At 43.1% G+C, this 17129-nt stretch carries 14 protein-coding genes; 9 read left to right on the top strand and 5 right to left on the bottom strand.

All coding sequences use genetic code 11. From position 1 onward, the window contains the following. Nucleotides 1-49: 49 nt before the first annotated feature. Nucleotides 50-2665 carry a DNA mismatch repair protein MutS gene (gene mutS / locus AX660_RS14270; RefSeq protein ID WP_068378133.1) on the top strand — a complete coding sequence of 872 codons (2616 nt, stop codon included), beginning with the start codon at nt 50-52 and terminating at the stop codon, nt 2663-2665. Between the two features lie 199 nt (nt 2666-2864). Here the strand turns inward: mutS and AX660_RS14265 are convergent, their stop codons facing one another. The 4 genes from AX660_RS14265 to AX660_RS14250 all read right to left on the bottom strand — a co-directional run bounded on the left by AX660_RS14265 (nt 2865) and on the right by AX660_RS14250 (nt 5516). Then, nucleotides 2865-3578 carry a hypothetical protein gene (locus tag AX660_RS14265; protein WP_068378131.1) on the bottom strand — a complete coding sequence of 238 codons (714 nt, stop codon included), beginning with the start codon at nt 3576-3578 and terminating at the stop codon, nt 2865-2867. Between the two features lie 49 nt (nt 3579-3627). Continuing rightward, on the bottom strand, nt 3628-4269 hold the full coding sequence (locus AX660_RS14260; protein ID WP_068378129.1) for an MltR family transcriptional regulator: 642 nt from the start codon (nt 4267-4269) through the stop codon (nt 3628-3630). A 68-nt stretch (nt 4270-4337) separates the two neighbouring features. Next, nucleotides 4338-4583: a hypothetical protein gene (locus AX660_RS14255; protein WP_068378127.1), complete on the bottom strand. Its 246-nt coding sequence runs from the start codon at nt 4581-4583 to the stop codon at nt 4338-4340. Between the two features lie 717 nt (nt 4584-5300). Continuing rightward, nucleotides 5301-5516, bottom strand: a complete 216-nt coding sequence (locus AX660_RS14250; protein WP_068378125.1) for an addiction module protein — start codon at nt 5514-5516, stop codon at nt 5301-5303. 633 nt (nt 5517-6149) lie between these two features. Here AX660_RS14250 and AX660_RS14245 point away from each other — a divergent pair. From AX660_RS14245 to AX660_RS14235, 3 genes are all read left to right on the top strand, one after another. After that, nucleotides 6150-7781 carry a CTP synthase gene (locus AX660_RS14245; protein ID WP_068378123.1) on the top strand — a complete coding sequence of 544 codons (1632 nt, stop codon included), beginning with the start codon at nt 6150-6152 and terminating at the stop codon, nt 7779-7781. A gap of 96 nt (nt 7782-7877) precedes the next feature. Then, the gene (gene eno, locus AX660_RS14240; protein WP_068378121.1) at nt 7878-9170 is read left to right on the top strand and encodes a phosphopyruvate hydratase; all 1293 of its coding nucleotides are present in this window, start codon (nt 7878-7880) and stop codon (nt 9168-9170) included. A 41-nt stretch (nt 9171-9211) separates the two neighbouring features. Next, on the top strand, nt 9212-9862 hold the full coding sequence (locus AX660_RS14235) for a hypothetical protein (RefSeq protein ID WP_068378119.1): 651 nt from the start codon (nt 9212-9214) through the stop codon (nt 9860-9862). 7 nt (nt 9863-9869) lie between these two features. On the opposite strand, the gene AX660_RS14230 is transcribed toward AX660_RS14235, so the two are convergent. Next, the gene (locus tag AX660_RS14230; RefSeq protein WP_068378117.1) at nt 9870-10661 is read right to left on the bottom strand and encodes a substrate-binding periplasmic protein; all 792 of its coding nucleotides are present in this window, start codon (nt 10659-10661) and stop codon (nt 9870-9872) included. A 525-nt stretch (nt 10662-11186) separates the two neighbouring features. Between AX660_RS14230 and leuA the strand changes: the two genes are divergently transcribed. The 5 genes from leuA (at nt 11187) to AX660_RS14205 (ending at nt 17040) form a co-directional block, all read left to right on the top strand. Next, on the top strand, nt 11187-12743 hold the full coding sequence (leuA, locus tag AX660_RS14225) for a 2-isopropylmalate synthase (RefSeq protein ID WP_068378114.1): 1557 nt from the start codon (nt 11187-11189) through the stop codon (nt 12741-12743). Nucleotides 12744-12749: 6 nt separating this feature from the next. Next, entirely contained in the window at nt 12750-13838 is a 1089-nt protein-coding gene (leuB, locus tag AX660_RS14220; protein WP_068378112.1) for a 3-isopropylmalate dehydrogenase, read from the top strand. 137 nt (nt 13839-13975) lie between these two features. Further along, nucleotides 13976-15388, top strand: a complete 1413-nt coding sequence (leuC, locus tag AX660_RS14215; protein WP_068378110.1) for a 3-isopropylmalate dehydratase large subunit — start codon at nt 13976-13978, stop codon at nt 15386-15388. A gap of 38 nt (nt 15389-15426) precedes the next feature. Then, nucleotides 15427-16050 carry a 3-isopropylmalate dehydratase small subunit gene (leuD, locus tag AX660_RS14210; protein ID WP_106404090.1) on the top strand — a complete coding sequence of 208 codons (624 nt, stop codon included), beginning with the start codon at nt 15427-15429 and terminating at the stop codon, nt 16048-16050. A gap of 87 nt (nt 16051-16137) precedes the next feature. Beyond that, nucleotides 16138-17040, top strand: coding sequence for a DMT family transporter (locus AX660_RS14205; protein WP_068378107.1), 903 nt, complete (start codon nt 16138-16140; stop codon nt 17038-17040). Nucleotides 17041-17129: the final 89 nt, after the last annotated feature.

The following is a 17129-nucleotide window of genomic DNA, read 5'->3' as shown; positions in this document are numbered from 1 at the left end:
AGCTAAAAGTTAAGTGGCCACTAAACAATAACAGAACAGTAAAGATATTATGCCGTCGAATAAAAGTGCAGAGCAAGGGCAAGTCAGTCCCGCATTACAATCTCATACGCCAATGATGCAGCAATACCTAAGCATTAAAGCCGAACATCCAGATATCTTGCTGTTTTATCGCATGGGTGACTTTTATGAATTGTTTTTTGACGATGCCAAAAAAGCCTCTGAATTATTAGATATATCCCTGACTGCCCGTGGAAAATCCGGTGGTAATGCTATTCCTATGGCCGGAGTGCCCTATCATGCGGTTGAAAACTACTTAGCACGCTTAGTTAAAATGGGCCAGTCTGTGGCCATAGTTGAACAAATTGGTGACCCTGCTACCAGCAAAGGCCCGGTTGAGCGTAAAGTACAGCGCATAGTCACCCCCGGCACGGTATCCGACGAAGCCTTACTGGAAGACAAACAAGACAATATCCTCGCGGCATTGATTTGCCTTAAACAAGGTCAAAAAGAATTTTTTGGCTATGCCACTTTAGATGTCACCACTGGGCGATTTGCCATCTGTGAACCTAGTGACCTTGAAGCCTTAGCCGCCGAAATACAGCGCACTAATCCGGTTGAATTACTCTATCCAGAAAACTTTGCCCATTTTTTTCTTATCGAAGCACGTAAGGGTTTACGTCGCCGCCCCCTGTGGGAATTTGATCACGACACCGCCTTAAACCTGCTTAATCAACAATTTGGCACCAAAGAATTGAATGGCTTTGGCGTCAACAATAGTGCGACAGCCTTATGTGCCGCAGGTTGTGTGATGCAATACGTTAAAGATACCCAACGTGCAGCCCTGCCCCATATTCGCAAAATAGAATTAGAAGTCGCCACTGATACGGTGTTGATGGATGCCGCCACCAGACGTAATTTAGAGTTAAGCCAAAACCTCTCGGGGGGCCGTGAACATACCTTAGCCAGTGTATTAGATAATACGTCTACCCCCATGGGCAGTCGTTTATTACAACGTTGGTTGCACCGCCCGCTTACCAATCGGCAGGTTCTCAAAACCCGCCAGAATAATATTAAATCCTTACTTAATACCGACTATCCACAACTGCAAAAATTGCTCAAACAAGTGGGGGATATGCAAAGGGTTTTGGCGCGTTTAGCCCTGCGTTCGGCACGCCCTCGTGACTTTTCTCGACTACGCCAAGCCTTTCAGTTGTTGCCCGATATTCAAAGTTTTGTCACTGACGAGTCTGCCCAAAGTGCCAATACGGGTTTGATGCAGTTGGCTAATGAAATCAGTCAGTTTCCGCAATTTGCTGATTTACTTGAGTCTGCCATTGAAGACAGCCCACCCATTTTGATCCGCGACGGAGGGGTGATCAAAACAGGTTACAACCCAGAATTAGACGAGTTACGTGCCCTATCCCAAGGTGCCACCGATTATTTAGATAAATTAGAACTCAGAGAAAAAGAACGTACCGGCATATCCAGCCTGAAAGTCGGTTATAACCGCGTGCATGGCTTTTTTATCGAAGTCAGCCGCAGCTCGGCTCACTTAGTACCCGCTGATTATATTCGTCGCCAAACTCTAAAAAACAACGAACGTTTTATCGTTGCCGAATTAAAAGAGCACGAAGACAAAGTGCTCACCAGTCAAAGCCGCTCACTGGCCTTAGAAAAACGCTTGTACGATGAACTGTTTGATATCTTATTGCCTGAGCTTGGCCGTTTAATGCAAAGTGCCGATGCTTTGGCCGAGTTAGATGTACTCACTAACTTAGCCGAGCGCGCCGAAACGCTGGATTACCACTGCCCCAACCTTTCAACTGAGAGTGGCATCAATTTTGGTCAAGGCCGCCATCCGGTCGTCGAACAGGTAATGAAAGATCCGTTTATCGCCAACCCTATCGCCATCAATCCAGGCCGTCGCATGTTAATTATTACCGGCCCCAACATGGGCGGTAAATCGACTTACATGCGCCAAACGGCATTGATAGTGTTGATGGCCTACATTGGCAGTTTTGTACCCGCCGAAAACGCCCAGATTGGCCCCATAGACAGGATATTCACCCGTATCGGCGCCTCAGATGACCTAGCCTCTGGCCGCTCAACCTTTATGGTAGAGATGACAGAAACCGCCAACATACTCAATAACGCCACCGCTAACAGCTTGGTATTAATGGATGAAATTGGCCGTGGTACCAGCACCTATGATGGCTTGTCATTAGCTTGGGCCTGCGCCGAATACCTCGCGCAAAAACTGCAATCTTATACCCTGTTTGCCACTCACTATTTTGAACTAACCGAACTGGCCGAAGCCCTACCCGAACTGGCCAATGTACATTTAGACGCAGTAGAACACGATGACAGCATACGTTTTATGCACGCCGTACAAGAAGGCGCTGCCAACAAAAGTTATGGTTTACAAGTCGCCCAATTAGCCGGTGTCCCCAAAACCGTGATCAAACACGCCAAGCAAAAACTACATGAACTCGAAACAGGTACGGGTGTCACCAAGGTAGCAATACAAACCTCCGCCAAACAATTAGACATGCTCAGCGCCACCGACGATTTACGAGTAGCCTTGCAGCAAATTAACCCAGATGATTTGACGCCAAAACTGGCATTGGATTATTTGTATAAGTTGAAAAAACTAGCGGAAGAATAGCGAGAACAGCAGGTTCGAGCTTTTAAAAGCGAACAGCGTCGCTGCAATTTGCCTCGTTTTAATCTGCGGTACTAGGGGAGCAATGAGTCGAGAGGAAAAATCACTTTCTTCGAATTAACATCTAGTAAGATGTATAAAATTAGCGAAGAACAAGCCAAACGAATTGCGGGCTTTTTTTCAAGCTGCTTGTTATCGAAATTTATAACTTACCATTCCTAACTGCATCTTCAGCCATACCTACTAAAAATCCAATTTCACTCATTTGCCATGGCAACATTTTTAGCACTCCAGATTTACTAATTGATGCTTGAACTACAACATCAGGGACTTCGTTATTACTAATAACAAATACCCAAACAATTCCACCAAACACAAATCGATATGCATCATTTTGATCAACAGCGCTTAACGTAGGTTTAACTATCAAGGCTTCTTGTATTTCGTTTTCATGCAAAATTGGAGACAAAATAAAAGGATAGTCACCTTCATTACCAGCGTCGCCAGAAAGTAGAATTTTCCTAATAATTTCTTCATGCCCCCCTAAATTAACCTCTGCGAAAAAATCTAAAGATGAAATACTGGCTCGCCATAAAATCGACAATGAGAATAATTTGAATTTATTATATTCAACACCTTCAAAATAAAATAATCCGTCAATTTTTTTTGCTATTAATTCAAAACCACCATTTAGCACTAAACTAGCGTAACGCTCAAATTTTGAAAAGTATTCCTCGCACAAGCCACATAAAAGAGGTTCTCTAACTCCTTTTTGTGGAAGTTTATTTTTTCTATTTGAGTCGACATGAATTTCATGAAACCGATGCTTTTCGTCATATAACTTAGAATACAAAAACTCAGGAATTATATGTGATTGTTTTAACGATTTTTCTTCCCTACATAATTTACACTTCATAATCAGTATACCAACACCCAAATATCCGGCTAAGTAATTATTAGTAGTATTATTGCACCAACTCCAGTAGTTCTTTTAAGCCTTTTTCTTCTAAAAAACTTCTCAGGGCGTCAATGCCTTTTTGATTAATAGAAATATCATGATCAGGTTGAACAGTGCGCCTTTCTATATTTTGAAGAGAGACTTCTATAACACCAACTGCTGCCATCATTGAACGAGTAAATTTACCACGGGGTCTTGCAGTGCTTTCTTTCCCATCCAAACATAGGGCTTGGCAACGGGAGATAATTGGTTGATCTTCAAATGTAATTGGTTTTGATACATGCGCGAAATCATTTCTTATTTTTCTTACAAGTTGAATATCAGCTCTTACATTTCTAGGTAATAAACCTAAAGTATATGCACTGTCAATTCTCGATGAAAATGTTCCAAAAGGACCGTTAAAATCAAACATTTGCCCTACTACGGATCTATCATCAACCAAATATGCTTTCAAAAGATCAGCTAAACGCTCATCTAGGTAGGCTGCAGCCATTAACGCGCAACCACGGTCAGATTCATCGACCAATGTCTGTCTAAATTGAGATACTGCAATTAATGGTTCTCGGACATGTTCAGGAAGACCATTAATAGTCCCTCCTATTATTTTATTTAGAAATCCTACTGAATTTTTTAGTTGGTCATCATCCATATGTTACCAACACCTCTAGTGAAGGCTGCTTTTTTTCCGTAACGATGTTTAATAAGTTTGTTTGGTGTTTACTTTTCATCACATACAAATCTTGAGTTTGTATAGCCGATATTTCTATCATCACGCTCTACTTGGTCTTTCATTTGCAGGCAAGCATCTAGAGAATTAAAGGTTTCCACGACCCCAGCATACGTTCCACCCATCATTCGTGCTGCTGCTGAGTTTGGGTCTTTGTAATATTTTTTAAGTTCATACTTAGTACCAAAACATCCTTGTAATAGAATTGTTGATATGAATAGTAATAATATTCTCATTTACATTCTCCATGTATGAGAGTTGTCTCGGCATAGAAACCTAACAGTTATTTAGTCGTAGCTCATGCTATATTTACCTTGAACTGTACGCTTCAAGACAAAAAATTATATTAGTCTTAATATACATACTCTTATAAAAAAAAGAAGTGGTTATTTTTGCCCCGATTTAAACATGCTCGGAGTTGACCTTACTGTATTGTGACGGCATGAAGGCCGACCTAAAAAACATCAATGTCTTCCGCTTTTGTAAGCTGGCTTTGAGTCTTTGGCAAAAAAAGCAAAAGCTTCGGAGCTAAAGCACCTCCTACAAAAAAATTTAGATGAAATTGTGCCATGCTTGGGTTTTGTGGCCGGAGGCCATGCTATGTCGCGCAGCGATAATCTTAGTGACCGCAGGTCATAATCTCTCGACTCAAGGCTCGCCGGTTATTGGTCAAATTCAGTAGGTCAATTGGCATGGATAGCCAATTGAGCTTTTCGTCGTCGGGAACGACTAAAAGCGGCCAGCTTAATTTGGTCAATAATCGGAATAAGAGCCTTGCTGGAGAGCGGCGTTTTTTGCCTACTTTTTTGTGCTGTTGCAAAAAAGTATGGTCGGGCGACATGGATGTCGCTTGAAAAAAGGCAGGGACTGCCAGTGTGCGAAGCACATGCTGTTGCTTTAAAATTTTATTCCTATCACTGTTGCTGGATGAAATAAAATAGGAAACATTCAGTTTATAGTTTTTGCTTAATTTGAGCCCAGGTTAGTGGCTCGACTTTACCTGATTCTAATTCTTCACTTCGCTGCTCGGCCTGTATAGTCCACTCTTTTTCAACATCATCATCTGAGTTGCTATCCATTGCAGATAACAAGCAATGCGCCGCTAACGCTTTTTCTTTAGTACTCAGTTGACCTATATTGGCCATCAAATTTTTGAGGGCTTCGGACATAACAGACTCCTACATCGATTTTGCTTTTTATCTTAGCAGTTTATTAAATTATCAGTAATTAAATTCTACTCTTAGCAACCAATGCTAAATGCAGCACATGCTGTATCGCGCAGCGATAATCTTAGTGGCCGCAGGCCATTTATTCTCGACTCCAACTTTCCCGATAGAAGTTTCGGCTTGTCAAATGTCCAAACAGGACGTTTGGACAAGGCGAGGCTTACAGGGAAGTTACATCTCGCCGTTTTGACATCAAAGCCGAGACTTATAGCGGATTAGAAAGTTGGGTGGAGAGCGGCATTTTTTGCCTACTTTTTGCGGCTGTTGGCAAAAAGTATGGTCGGGCGGCAGGGACGCCGTCAGAAAAACGCAATGGATTGCGGTCGCGAAGCGATGCTCTGTGGCCGCAGGCCATGTTTAGTGCGTGCAGCGCATGCTGTTGCTTTGTAAACAACGCGCATGCCCTGCGCTCTAAAATAATTCCATTAATCCAAGCTTTTGAATTGTCCGAACAGCCGCTTTTAAGTATACTACTATCCCGTCTGGTAGTGCGTTTTTAACAAGGGCTCTAATCGCTCCTTTTAAGCACTACAACACAAGTAAAAATCTATTCAACTCCAACGCCTTAGGGTTCTCATGACAAATTATATTTTCGTCACAGGTGGTGTCGTTTCATCACTTGGAAAAGGTATTGCTGCTGCCTCTCTTGCTGCAATTTTAGAAGCGCGGGGCTTAAAAGTTACCATGCTTAAACTTGACCCTTATATTAATGTCGACCCCGGCACTATGAGTCCGATCCAGCACGGTGAAGTGTTTGTCACCGATGACGGCGCCGAAACCGATTTAGATTTAGGCCATTACGAGCGTTTTATTCGTACTCGTATGACCAAACGTAACAACTTTACGACGGGTAGAGTGTACGAAGAAGTGATCAAACGTGAACGTCGTGGTGATTATTTAGGTGCCACTATTCAGGTTATCCCCCACATCACTAACGAAATTAAACGCCGTATTATTGCCGGTGCCGAAGGCGTGGATATCGCCATTGTTGAAATAGGTGGCACGGTAGGTGATATCGAATCACAACCCTTTTTAGAAGCTATTCGTCAATTAGGTACCGAAGTGGGCCGTGAGCATGCTATGTATATGCACTTAACCTTAGTGCCTTATATGCCAGCCTCTGGCGAAGTTAAAACCAAGCCTACTCAGCATTCTGTTAAAGAATTACGCTCTATCGGCATCATGCCCGATATATTGGTATGTCGTTCAGTCAACTCATTGCCTTCTAACGAGCGTTCCAAAATTGCTTTGTTTACTAACGTGCCCGACAAAGCGGTTATCTCCTTAAAAGATGCCAGCAGCATTTACAAAATCCCTGCGGCCTTAAAAGCCCAAGGTATGGATGACTTAGTGGTCACCCGTTTTGGTTATGATTGTCCAGAAGCCGATTTAACCGAGTGGGAACAAGTATTGTTCGCTGAGTCTAACCCTATTGGCGAAGTAACCATCGGCATGGTGGGTAAATATGTTGAATTGCCTGATGCCTATAAATCAGTCAATGAAGCCCTCAAACATGCTGGTTTAAAAAATCGTTTAACCGTAAATATTAAACTCATCGATTCACAAGATGTAGAAAGCAAAGGTGAGCATGTATTACATGGCCTTGACGCTATCTTAGTGCCAGGTGGATTTGGTGAGCGTGGCATCGAAGGTAAAATTACCACCGCCAAATATGCCCGTGAACATAAAATACCTTACTTAGGTATTTGTTTAGGTATGCAAGTCGCCTTGATTGAGTTTGCCCGCAACGTGGCAGGCATGGAAGGCGCCAACAGCACCGAATTTAATCCGCAAACGGCTTATCCCGTTGTTGGTCTTATCACCGAATGGTTAGAGGCCGATGGCAGTACTGAAACTCGTGATGAGTCATCTAACTTAGGTGGCACTATGCGTTTAGGTAGCCAGTTATGTCATTTAATTCCTGGCAGTAAAGTACATGATTTATATGGCTCATCTGAAATATATGAACGTCACCGCCACCGTTATGAAGTGAACAATAACTTACGTGGTGAGTTAGAAGCCAAAGGATTATTGGTCACTGGTTTATCTACCGACAAACGTTTGGTTGAAGTGATTGAACTCGCCGATCACCCTTGGTTTGTGGCAGGTCAGTTCCACCCCGAATTTAATTCTACTCCTCGCGATGGACATCCTTTGTTTGAAGGTTTTGTTAAAGCTGCCGGTGAGTATTTTAAACAACATAATTAAAATAATAGTAATAGCAATGGGTCTACCTTGGCGGTTTCAAAGTAGACTTAATTATATCCAAATACATTTTATTAGAACTTAAGTAAGGCAACATCAATGTCAAAAATCAGCAAAATCATTGGCCGTGAAATCATGGATTCACGCGGTAACCCCACTGTCGAAGCAGACGTTTATTTAGAATCAGGTGTGATGGGTCGCGCTGCGGCTCCTTCTGGAGCCTCTACTGGTTCACGTGAAGCTTTAGAATTACGTGACGGTGATAAAAAACGCTACCTTGGCAAAGGTGTATTAAAAGCCGTTGCTGCCATAAATAATGATATCCAAACTGCATTGTTAGGCCAAAGTGCTTACCAGCAACAAGCTATCGACGGCATCATGATCAAGTTAGACGGTACTGAAAACAAAGAAAAATTTGGTGCCAACGCCATTCTAGCCGTGTCTTTAGCCGTGGCTAAAGCCGCTGCCCTTGATAAAAAAATCCCGCTTTATCAACACATTTCAGAGCTTAACGGCACTCCAGGCGTTTACTCCATGCCTGTACCTATGATGAACATCATCAACGGTGGTGAGCATGCTGATAACAACGTTGATATCCAAGAATTTATGGTTCAGCCCGTTGGCGCTGCTAGCTTCAAAGAAGCCTTGCGTATGGGTGCTGAAATATTCCACAGCCTGAAAAAAGTATTAAGCGCCAAAGGCCTCAATACTGCTGTGGGTGATGAAGGTGGTTTTGCCCCTAACCTTAGCTCGAATGAAGAAGCGCTAACCGTAATCATTCAAGCCGTTGAAGCTGCTGGTTATGTGATGAATAAAGACGTCACTTTAGCCATGGATTGTGCTGCTTCTGAATTTTATGTTGATGGTAAATACGATCTTAAAGGCGAAGGCAAAGTCTTCACATCTGAAGGTTTTGGCGATTATTTAGCTGCCTTGTCAGAAAAATACCCGATCATCTCTATTGAAGATGGCCTAGATGAAAGCGATTGGGCTGGCTGGGCTTATTTGACGCAAAAAATTGGCAGTAAAGTGCAATTAGTTGGCGACGATTTATTTGTGACTAATACCAAGATCCTTAAACGTGGTATCGACAACGGCGTGGGTAACTCCATCTTGATCAAGTTCAACCAAATAGGTTCTTTGACTGAAACACTTGAAGCTATCCGTATGGCGCAAGCTGCTGGTTTCACTGCGGTTATCTCTCACCGTAGCGGTGAAACTGAAGATGCCACTATCGCTGATTTAGCGGTGGGTACTGCTGCAGGTCAAATCAAAACTGGTTCATTGTGCCGTTCTGACCGTGTTGCTAAATACAACCAATTGCTTCGTATTGAAGAAGCTCTTGGAAGTGCAGCTACTTATGGTGGCCGCAAAGAAATCAAAGGCCAATAAGCCTTTAAAGCTGGTCGGCATAAGCTGACCAGCGACTTTTAATGCAAACGTCCGACAGTCAACAAGTCAATATCTTTTCTGATGATTTACGTCAGCTGCATTTTGCCGAGTTGTGTAATGCCCTCTACGAGCGTGAATTGCACAGTATTAGTCAAAAAAAATTCAATAATATCAGTCTATTACAGCGTCAAATTGGTGGTTTAAAACACCATATCAAACGTGCGGCGTATAACATGTTACAGCATCAATCGCCCCTTGAGATTGATATCCACAATGCCAGTTGGCAAGCCAAACAAGCTGCAAACTGCCCTGCAAAACTCAGCGAAATAGACAAAACTTATTTATGGTTTCAGAGCCAAACTGCCTTAGGGGTATGTACTGCAGTATATGTGAATGAGTTAGGCCTTGAACACATTGAGCTTGATACCATCGATCGCATAGATACAGGCAAAATCCATTTGAACAAATTTGGCTGGTTTACCCTTGATGGCCTCCCGGTAATTCAACAAAGTGAGTCGCAGCAAACCACTTCTCAAGCTCCAAAAATACAGCTACTTAAACCAACCAAAAACTTAATGTTAGCCGCCAGTTGTGGCCATAGCTGGAATCATAAAGGTCGCAGCCAACCACGCTTGCTTTCTTTACGTGAACTATTGTTATCTTTTTCCATCAATTGGAAGACGTTTCGCTAGAATCAGCCTAGTCTATAGTGTTCGATAAACCGTATTTGTTTAGCAGCTTTTGGTGTTGTTTTGCGAGGCTATCAAAAGCCTGTTGAAACTCCTTGACCACAAAATCCGGTGTTTGCTTATTAAAAGCAAAATAGTTACTTTCTTGGTTCACCTCTATCACTATCTGAAACTGCTCTGCTTGCAAATTATTTTCCAATAAAAGCTGCTTTAGACCAGATCGAGAAATAATTATCAAATCTAAGCGGCCATTGGCTAACAACAACAAGGCTTGTTGTAGGTTAGTTAGGGGAGCGATATTTCGTTTTGGAAAACCAGCAGCCACTAAGGCTAATTCAGATATGTCATTGCGTATAGCGGCTACGGGAAAACGATATGCATCCTCTATTTTAACAATATTGTGTTTGAAATCTGCTCGTGCCACGAGCACATGTTTGGCGGTATATATAGGACCAACCCATTTAAATAAGCTCTCTCTATCAAGGGTGCGTGAGGTGGTAAAAAGCACAGTGTTTTTATTTTTCAAGGTATCGCTATAGCCCCGCGCCCAGGGCACAACATGTATTTTTTGTTCAGCTACATCTAAGGTTTTCCATATTAATTTTAAGGTTTCAACGGATATGCCTACTAACTTGCCGTTTTCTAGATAATTTGAGGGTGGATAGTTTTCCGTGTAATACGTTAAGTCAGCAGCACTAATTGCTTCCTCGGCATAAGAACAGAACGAGAAAAACAGCACAATAAATACACAAGCTGAGCTAGTTATATTTGTTATGCGTAAACGCCTCACGCTGAGCGCCATATGGAGTTTCCTATTCTTGTGTTATCGACACATTTGGAATGTTTACTTCGCTTTAATATCAATAACTATAAAAGTCATAGTCATATTTGCAGTCAATTATAGTCGACATGGAAAATATGCAATCTATTGCCTTTTATATCTATACCCAAACAACCTGAAGATACGAGTTTCAGGTTACTTGGGTATATACTAAAAACAACTTAGCCTTTGTATAATATTTATATCATTAAGTTATAACTTTAAATCCGCTTTAGTATTGACCCACTTGGCCTAAAAGGTTACAAATACCGCACTTAGTGAGTTGTTTATTTACATAGAAGATTTTTGGTCAAATACACCATGAAAACATTATTTCTCTCTATCCTACTCCTTCTGGCAGCAAGACTGCACGGGTAGGTTGTAAGTAAACTAAACTAGTTTAATTTTTACAAAACCCGTGCAAGGCACGGGTTTTTTGTATGTGTCATTTTTTAATCTAGCAAAAATGCACAACAGGTCATCAACCACAGAGCAACAGGAGAAGGTATGTCAAACCAAGTCAAAATATTCGACACAACCTTGCGGGACGGCGAACAAGCCCTTCCCGCCAGTTTAGGCGTTAAGGAAAAACTGAAGATTGCTTTAGCTCTCGAGCGACTTGGCGTGGACATCATTGAAGCCGGTTTTCCTGTTTCTTCACCTGGTGATTTTAAATCAGTGCAAACCATTGCCCGTGAAATCAAAAACGCCACAGTGTGTGGTTTATCTCGCGCCTTAGATAAAGATATCGATGCCTGCGGCGAAGCCCTAAAAGTGGCCGACCATTTCCGCATTCATACCTTTATTGCTACTTCAGAAATTCATGTGGGTGCAAAATTACGTAAGACCCAAGACGAAATAGTAGAAATGGCGGTACAAGCGGTTAAACGCGCTCGACGTTATACCAATGATGTGGAATTTTCCTGTGAAGATGCTGGCCGTACTAATATCGATTATTTGTGTCGTATGGTTGAAGCCGCTATCAACGCTGGCGCAACTACAGTAAATATTCCTGATACAGTGGGTTACACCACGCCCACTGAGTTTGGTGGCATCATTAAAAACTTGTTTAACCGCGTGCCTAATATCGACAAAGCCATCATCTCAGTGCATTGCCATAACGACTTAGGTTTAGCCGTGGCCAACTCACTTGCGGCAGTTGAGCAAGGAGCCCGTCAGGTTGAATGTACGATTAATGGTTTAGGTGAGCGCGCAGGTAACTGTTCATTAGAAGAAATCGCCATGATTTTACAAACCCGTCAGGCCATGTTGGGTTTAAACACCAATATCCGCAGTCAGGAAATTTCACGTACTTCTAAGCTGGTCAGCAACTTGTGTAATATGCCAGTGCAGGCCAATAAAGCCATAGTCGGTGCCAATGCCTTTAGTCACTCGTCTGGTATCCACCAAGATGGTGTCTTAAAAGCGCAAAATACCTATGAGATCATGACACCAGAAAGTGTCGGTATTAACAAAAACAACTTAAATTTGACCTCTCGCTCGGGCCGCCACGTGATCAAACATCGTTTGATGGAGCTAGGTTATAAAGAGTCAGACTTTGATTTAGAAACAGTCTACGAAGCCTTTGTTAAATTGGCCGATAAAAAAGGTCAGGTTTTTGATTACGATTTAGAGGCCTTGTTGTTTTTCAGTCAGCAAAAACATGAACATGCCCATTACGAATTAAAGTATTTGCATGCTACTTCAGGCAAAGAAATCATCCCCAGTGCCACCGTCAGTTTGATGGTAGGTGATGAAGAAAAAACCGAGACCGCCATAGGCAATGGTCCTGTTGATGCCGCGTATAACGCCATTACTAAAGTATTGGGTCACAACCTTATTGAGATCGTTGATTTTAAACTGGACTCAAAAGGTGAAGGTGCCAATGCCCTCGCCCAAGTTAGTGTCATAGCCGAGTACAATGGTCGTCGTTTTAACGGTATTGGACTTGCCACTGACATAGTGGAATCAGGGGTTAAAGCCCTCATTTATGTATTAAATAACACACATTTGGCCGATCAAATCGACCAACAAAAAAAACAAGTAAAGATAGTAGGGGTATAAAACCAGATGTCTGAATATAAAATTGCCGTATTAGCTGGCGATGGCATTGGTCCAGAAGTCATGTTTGAGGCCAAAAAAGTATTAGCTGCCGTTAGCAGCAAGTTTAATATTAAATTTAATTTGAGTGAATTTGATGTGGGTGGCATTGCCATCGACAATCACGGTCATGCCCTACCCGATGCCACCTTAAAAGGGTGTGAAGCGGCTGATGCCATATTATTTGGCTCTATCGGTGGACCAAAATGGGATTCATTGCCACTAGAACAACGCCCTGAGCGTGCGGCTCTATTAGCTTTACGTGGCCACTTTGATTTGTTCAGTAACTTACGCCCGGCCAAAATTTATCCTGGTCTTGAAGCCCTATCCCCTTTGCGTGCCGATATTGCCGCCAGTGGCTTTGATGTCTTAGTTATCCGTGAACTCACCAGCGGTATTTATTTTGGCAAACCTAAAGGCTTAGAAGGCGAAGGTGAAGAGCAATATGCTTTTGATACCATGCGTTACAGCCGTCGTGAGATACGTCGTATTGCTATTAGTGCCTTTGAAGCGGCGATGAAACGTGGCAAAAAAGTCACTTCAGTAGATAAAGCCAACGTACTGGTGTGCAGCCGTTTATGGCGTGAAGTCACTGAAGAAGTGGCGCTTGATTATCCAGAAGTAAAGCTCGAGCATATCTACATCGACAACGCGACTATGCAATTATTACGTTACCCCAATAGTTTTGACGTAATGCTGTGCTCAAACTTATTTGGCGACATTATTTCTGATGAATGTGCCATGATAACCGGCTCCATGGGCTTGTTACCTTCTGCCAGTATTAATGGTAGCGGTTTTGGTTTGTTTGAACCTGCCGGTGGTTCTGCTCCCGACATCGCCGGTCAGGGTATAGCGAATCCCATTGCACAAATTTTATCGCTTTCCATGTTATTACGTTTCAGCTTAAACGAAACAGCCGCCGCCGATGCCATTGATCAAGCCGTATTACAAACTCTAGCAGACGGTATACTAACCGGGGAACTGTTAGCAAAAGAACAACGTCACCTGGCCAAATCAACCAGCGAAGTAGGCGATTATATTGTTGGCTTGTTAGCTTAATTTTAACTAGCCACACTAAGACACGTAACAATTAAATACACTGAACTCTTGAAGTTGCAGGTGGGTGGTAAATGACCGCCGCCTACAACATTAACACTTCAAGGGTGACGGGTATAAACAGATAAAGAGTAAGTAAAATGGCAACAACCTTATACGATAAAATATGGCAAGCTCATATTATTAGCGCTCAGCAAACCTCTGCTACAGGTGAAGAAGGTTTAATTTATATTGATCGCCACTTGATCCATGAAGTCACCACACCACAAGCCTTTGCTGGTTTAGATGCCAAAGGCCGTAAAGTGCGTTGTCCGCAGCGCACCTTCGCCACCATGGATCACAGTATTTCTACCCGTTCATTAGCCATTGATGCGTGTGGCCCAACCAACAAATTGCAGCTACAAACCTTGGCTGACAACTGTGAAAAACACGGTATTCAATTGTTCCCTGTTGGCCATCAAAAACAAGGCATAGTCCATGTTATGGGCCCGGAATTGGGGTTAATCCAACCGGGTATGACAGTGGTGTGTGGTGATTCTCACACAGCCACCCATGGTGCTTTTGGTGCCTTGGCCTTTGGTATTGGTACGTCTCAGGTTGAGCACGTATTTGCCACCCAAACCTTAAAACAAAGCAAAGCAAAGAGCATGAAAGTGCAAGTGAATGGCAGCTTGCCAATAGGCATTACCGCTAAAGACGTGATTTTGGCCATTATCGGTAAAATTGGTCATGCTGGCGCAACGGGTTATGTGATTGAATACACAGGTGAAGCGATTTCCAGCTTAAGCATGGAGGAGCGCATGACAGTCTGTAACATGAGTATTGAGGCTGGCGCTAAAGCAGGTTTAATCGCGCCTGATCAAACTACTTTTGATTACGTGCAAGGTCGTGAATATGCACCTAAAGGCGACAACTGGACACAAGCCCTTGCCTATTGGTCCACCTTAAAATCTGACAGCGATGCGGTATTTGATACCGTGATTGAATTAAATGCTAACGACATCACCCCACAAGTCACGTGGGGAACTAACCCAGGTCAGGTTATTGGTGTTAATCACCCTGTGCCTGCACCCAGTGATTTCAGTGATCCAATCGATCAAGATTCTGCGGTTAAAGCCCTTAAATACATGGACTTGGTGCCAGGTCAAAAACTGTCTGATTTGGCGGTAAATAACGTATTTATCGGCTCATGTACTAATGGTCGTATTGAAGATATGCGCGCTGCGGCGGCTATCGCTAAACACGGCAAAGTCGCTAAAGGCGTCACTGCCATCGTTGTACCGGGCTCGGTTGCCGTTAAACAACAAGCCGAAGCTGAACAGCTAGATAAGATTTTTATCGAAGCCGGTTTTGAATGGCGTTTACCTGGCTGCTCCATGTGCCTAGGTATGAACGACGACGTACTCCAAGCCGGTGATCGTTGTGCTTCCACCAGCAACCGTAACTTTGAAGGTCGCCAAGGCCGTGGTGCTCGCACCCATTTGGTTAGTCCAGCCATGGCTGCTGCCGCTGCTTTAGCCGGTCATTTTGCCGACGTACGCGACTATCAATAATAACCGGTACTAGCACAGGCTATAAGGAAACTATGAATATGAACACTCAAACAACAGATGCCGGCATCAACATCCACACGGGTCGTATCGCGCCGTTAAATCAGGCCAATGTAGATACGGATCAAATCATCCCCAAACAATTTTTGACTGCAGTTACGCGCAGTGGTTATGGTAAACATTTGTTCCACGACTGGCGTTATCTGGATCAACACGAACAGGTGTTAAACCCTGAATTTTCTTTGAACAAAGCAGAATATCAAGGAGCAAGCATACTACTTACTCGTGAAAATTTTGGTTGTGGTTCAAGTCGTGAACACGCCCCGTGGGCATTAGATGATTACGGTTTTAAAATTGTCATCGCCACCAGTTTTGCCGACATTTTTTACGGTAACTGCATCAACAATCAATTATTGCCGGTGCAATTGAAAAGTAACGAAATTGACCAGTTATTTGCTGCCGTTGCAGCCGATCCCACAGTGGCAGTTACGGTTAATTTGCAAGAGCAAAGTGTCACAGTAAATAACTTAAACTTTCACTTTGACATCGCAGAGCAACATAAAACCAGTCTGCTAAAAGGTTTAGATGCGATTGGTTTAACTCTCGAGCTCGACGCTCAGATCACCGCCTTTGAAAACAATCTACCTAAGTGGCAAACCGCTTAAGATGTAAATTAACCAATTGGTGTTTTATACAAACGACCCTCTTGGGTCGTTTTTTGTTTCTAGCTTTTAAAGTGCACGGTAAAAACCATGAACGACAGCAAACAACACTCTTTTTTATCTGCTTTATTATTTGCCTTGGGTGGCACCTTTTTGTTTTCCATGAAACCCATCTTGGTTAAACAAGCCTATTTATTGGGCATCGACAGCAGTCAACTTATTGCCTTACGCATGATATTTGCGGCGCCCATTTATTTAATTGTTGGGCTAGTGTTGTGGCATAAAAAACCACAACTGCATGCTGCTTATACCAGCAATTTAGCCGTTATTTTGGGTTTGGGCATACTCGGTTATTATGTGGCGAGTTATCTGGATCTGTGGGCCTTGCAATACATCAGTGCTCAGCTTGAACGAGTGGTGTTGTTTTGTTTTCCCACCATAGTGGTACTGCTGTCCCGCTGGGTGTTTAAAACGCCTATGCCACGGAATATCTGGGGAATTTTGGCCCTGTCTTATGCCGGTATCTTGCTTATTTTTGGTCACGACATGGTCACTTTAGGCCGCGACGTACTATTTGGTACTGCTCTGGTGTTTATTAGCGCTGTCAGTTTTGCCATCTATACCTTGTGGAGTAAACCCCTGATAGGCAAAGTGGGAAGTTTGATGTTTACCTGTATTGCCATGTTATCGGCCAGTGTGGTGATCTTGCTGCATTTTAGTTTTACGCATTCGTTTAGCGATTTACAGGTTGGTTATGCGGCCTTATTGGTCTGCGCCGCTATAGCCTTATTTGCCACTGTCATTCCCTCATTCTTAGTAGCCGAAGCGATAAATCGTATGGGGCCAGAACGTACCAGCGTAGTCGGAACTTGTGGCCCCGTCATCACCTCAGTGGTGGCGGTGTTTTGGCTCGGTGAAGCTTTTACCCTTTATCACTTGGCCGGACTCACTATGGTGATGCTGGCGGTGTGGTTGATGATTAAAAAACGGTAATGAAGCAGTTGCTAGATGCTAGATGCTAGATGCTAGATGCTAGATGCTAGATGCTAGATGCTAGATGCTAGATGCTAGATGCTAGATGC

This window comes from Paraglaciecola hydrolytica (assembly GCF_001565895.1).
GTDB lineage: Bacteria > Pseudomonadota > Gammaproteobacteria > Enterobacterales > Alteromonadaceae > Paraglaciecola > Paraglaciecola hydrolytica.
The sequence above is the reverse complement of the archived record's forward strand: the minus strand, read 5'-3'. Positions and strand labels throughout refer to the sequence as shown.

Coding starts and splice junctions, on each gene's coding strand:
- mutS (WP_068378133.1), top strand. CDS start 50: ATGCCGTCGAATAAAAGTGCAGAGCAAGGGCAAGTCAGTCCCGCATTA.
- AX660_RS14265 (WP_068378131.1), bottom strand. CDS start 3,578: ATGAAGTGTAAATTATGTAGGGAAGAAAAATCGTTAAAACAATCACAT.
- AX660_RS14260 (WP_068378129.1), bottom strand. CDS start 4,269: ATGGATGATGACCAACTAAAAAATTCAGTAGGATTTCTAAATAAAATA.
- AX660_RS14255 (WP_068378127.1), bottom strand. CDS start 4,583: ATGAGAATATTATTACTATTCATATCAACAATTCTATTACAAGGATGT.
- AX660_RS14250 (WP_068378125.1), bottom strand. CDS start 5,516: ATGTCCGAAGCCCTCAAAAATTTGATGGCCAATATAGGTCAACTGAGT.
- AX660_RS14245 (WP_068378123.1), top strand. CDS start 6,150: ATGACAAATTATATTTTCGTCACAGGTGGTGTCGTTTCATCACTTGGA.
- eno (WP_068378121.1), top strand. CDS start 7,878: ATGTCAAAAATCAGCAAAATCATTGGCCGTGAAATCATGGATTCACGC.
- AX660_RS14235 (WP_068378119.1), top strand. CDS start 9,212: ATGCAAACGTCCGACAGTCAACAAGTCAATATCTTTTCTGATGATTTA.
- AX660_RS14230 (WP_068378117.1), bottom strand. CDS start 10,661: ATGGCGCTCAGCGTGAGGCGTTTACGCATAACAAATATAACTAGCTCA.
- leuA (WP_068378114.1), top strand. CDS start 11,187: ATGTCAAACCAAGTCAAAATATTCGACACAACCTTGCGGGACGGCGAA.
- leuB (WP_068378112.1), top strand. CDS start 12,750: ATGTCTGAATATAAAATTGCCGTATTAGCTGGCGATGGCATTGGTCCA.
- leuC (WP_068378110.1), top strand. CDS start 13,976: ATGGCAACAACCTTATACGATAAAATATGGCAAGCTCATATTATTAGC.
- leuD (WP_106404090.1), top strand. CDS start 15,427: ATGAACACTCAAACAACAGATGCCGGCATCAACATCCACACGGGTCGT.
- AX660_RS14205 (WP_068378107.1), top strand. CDS start 16,138: ATGAACGACAGCAAACAACACTCTTTTTTATCTGCTTTATTATTTGCC.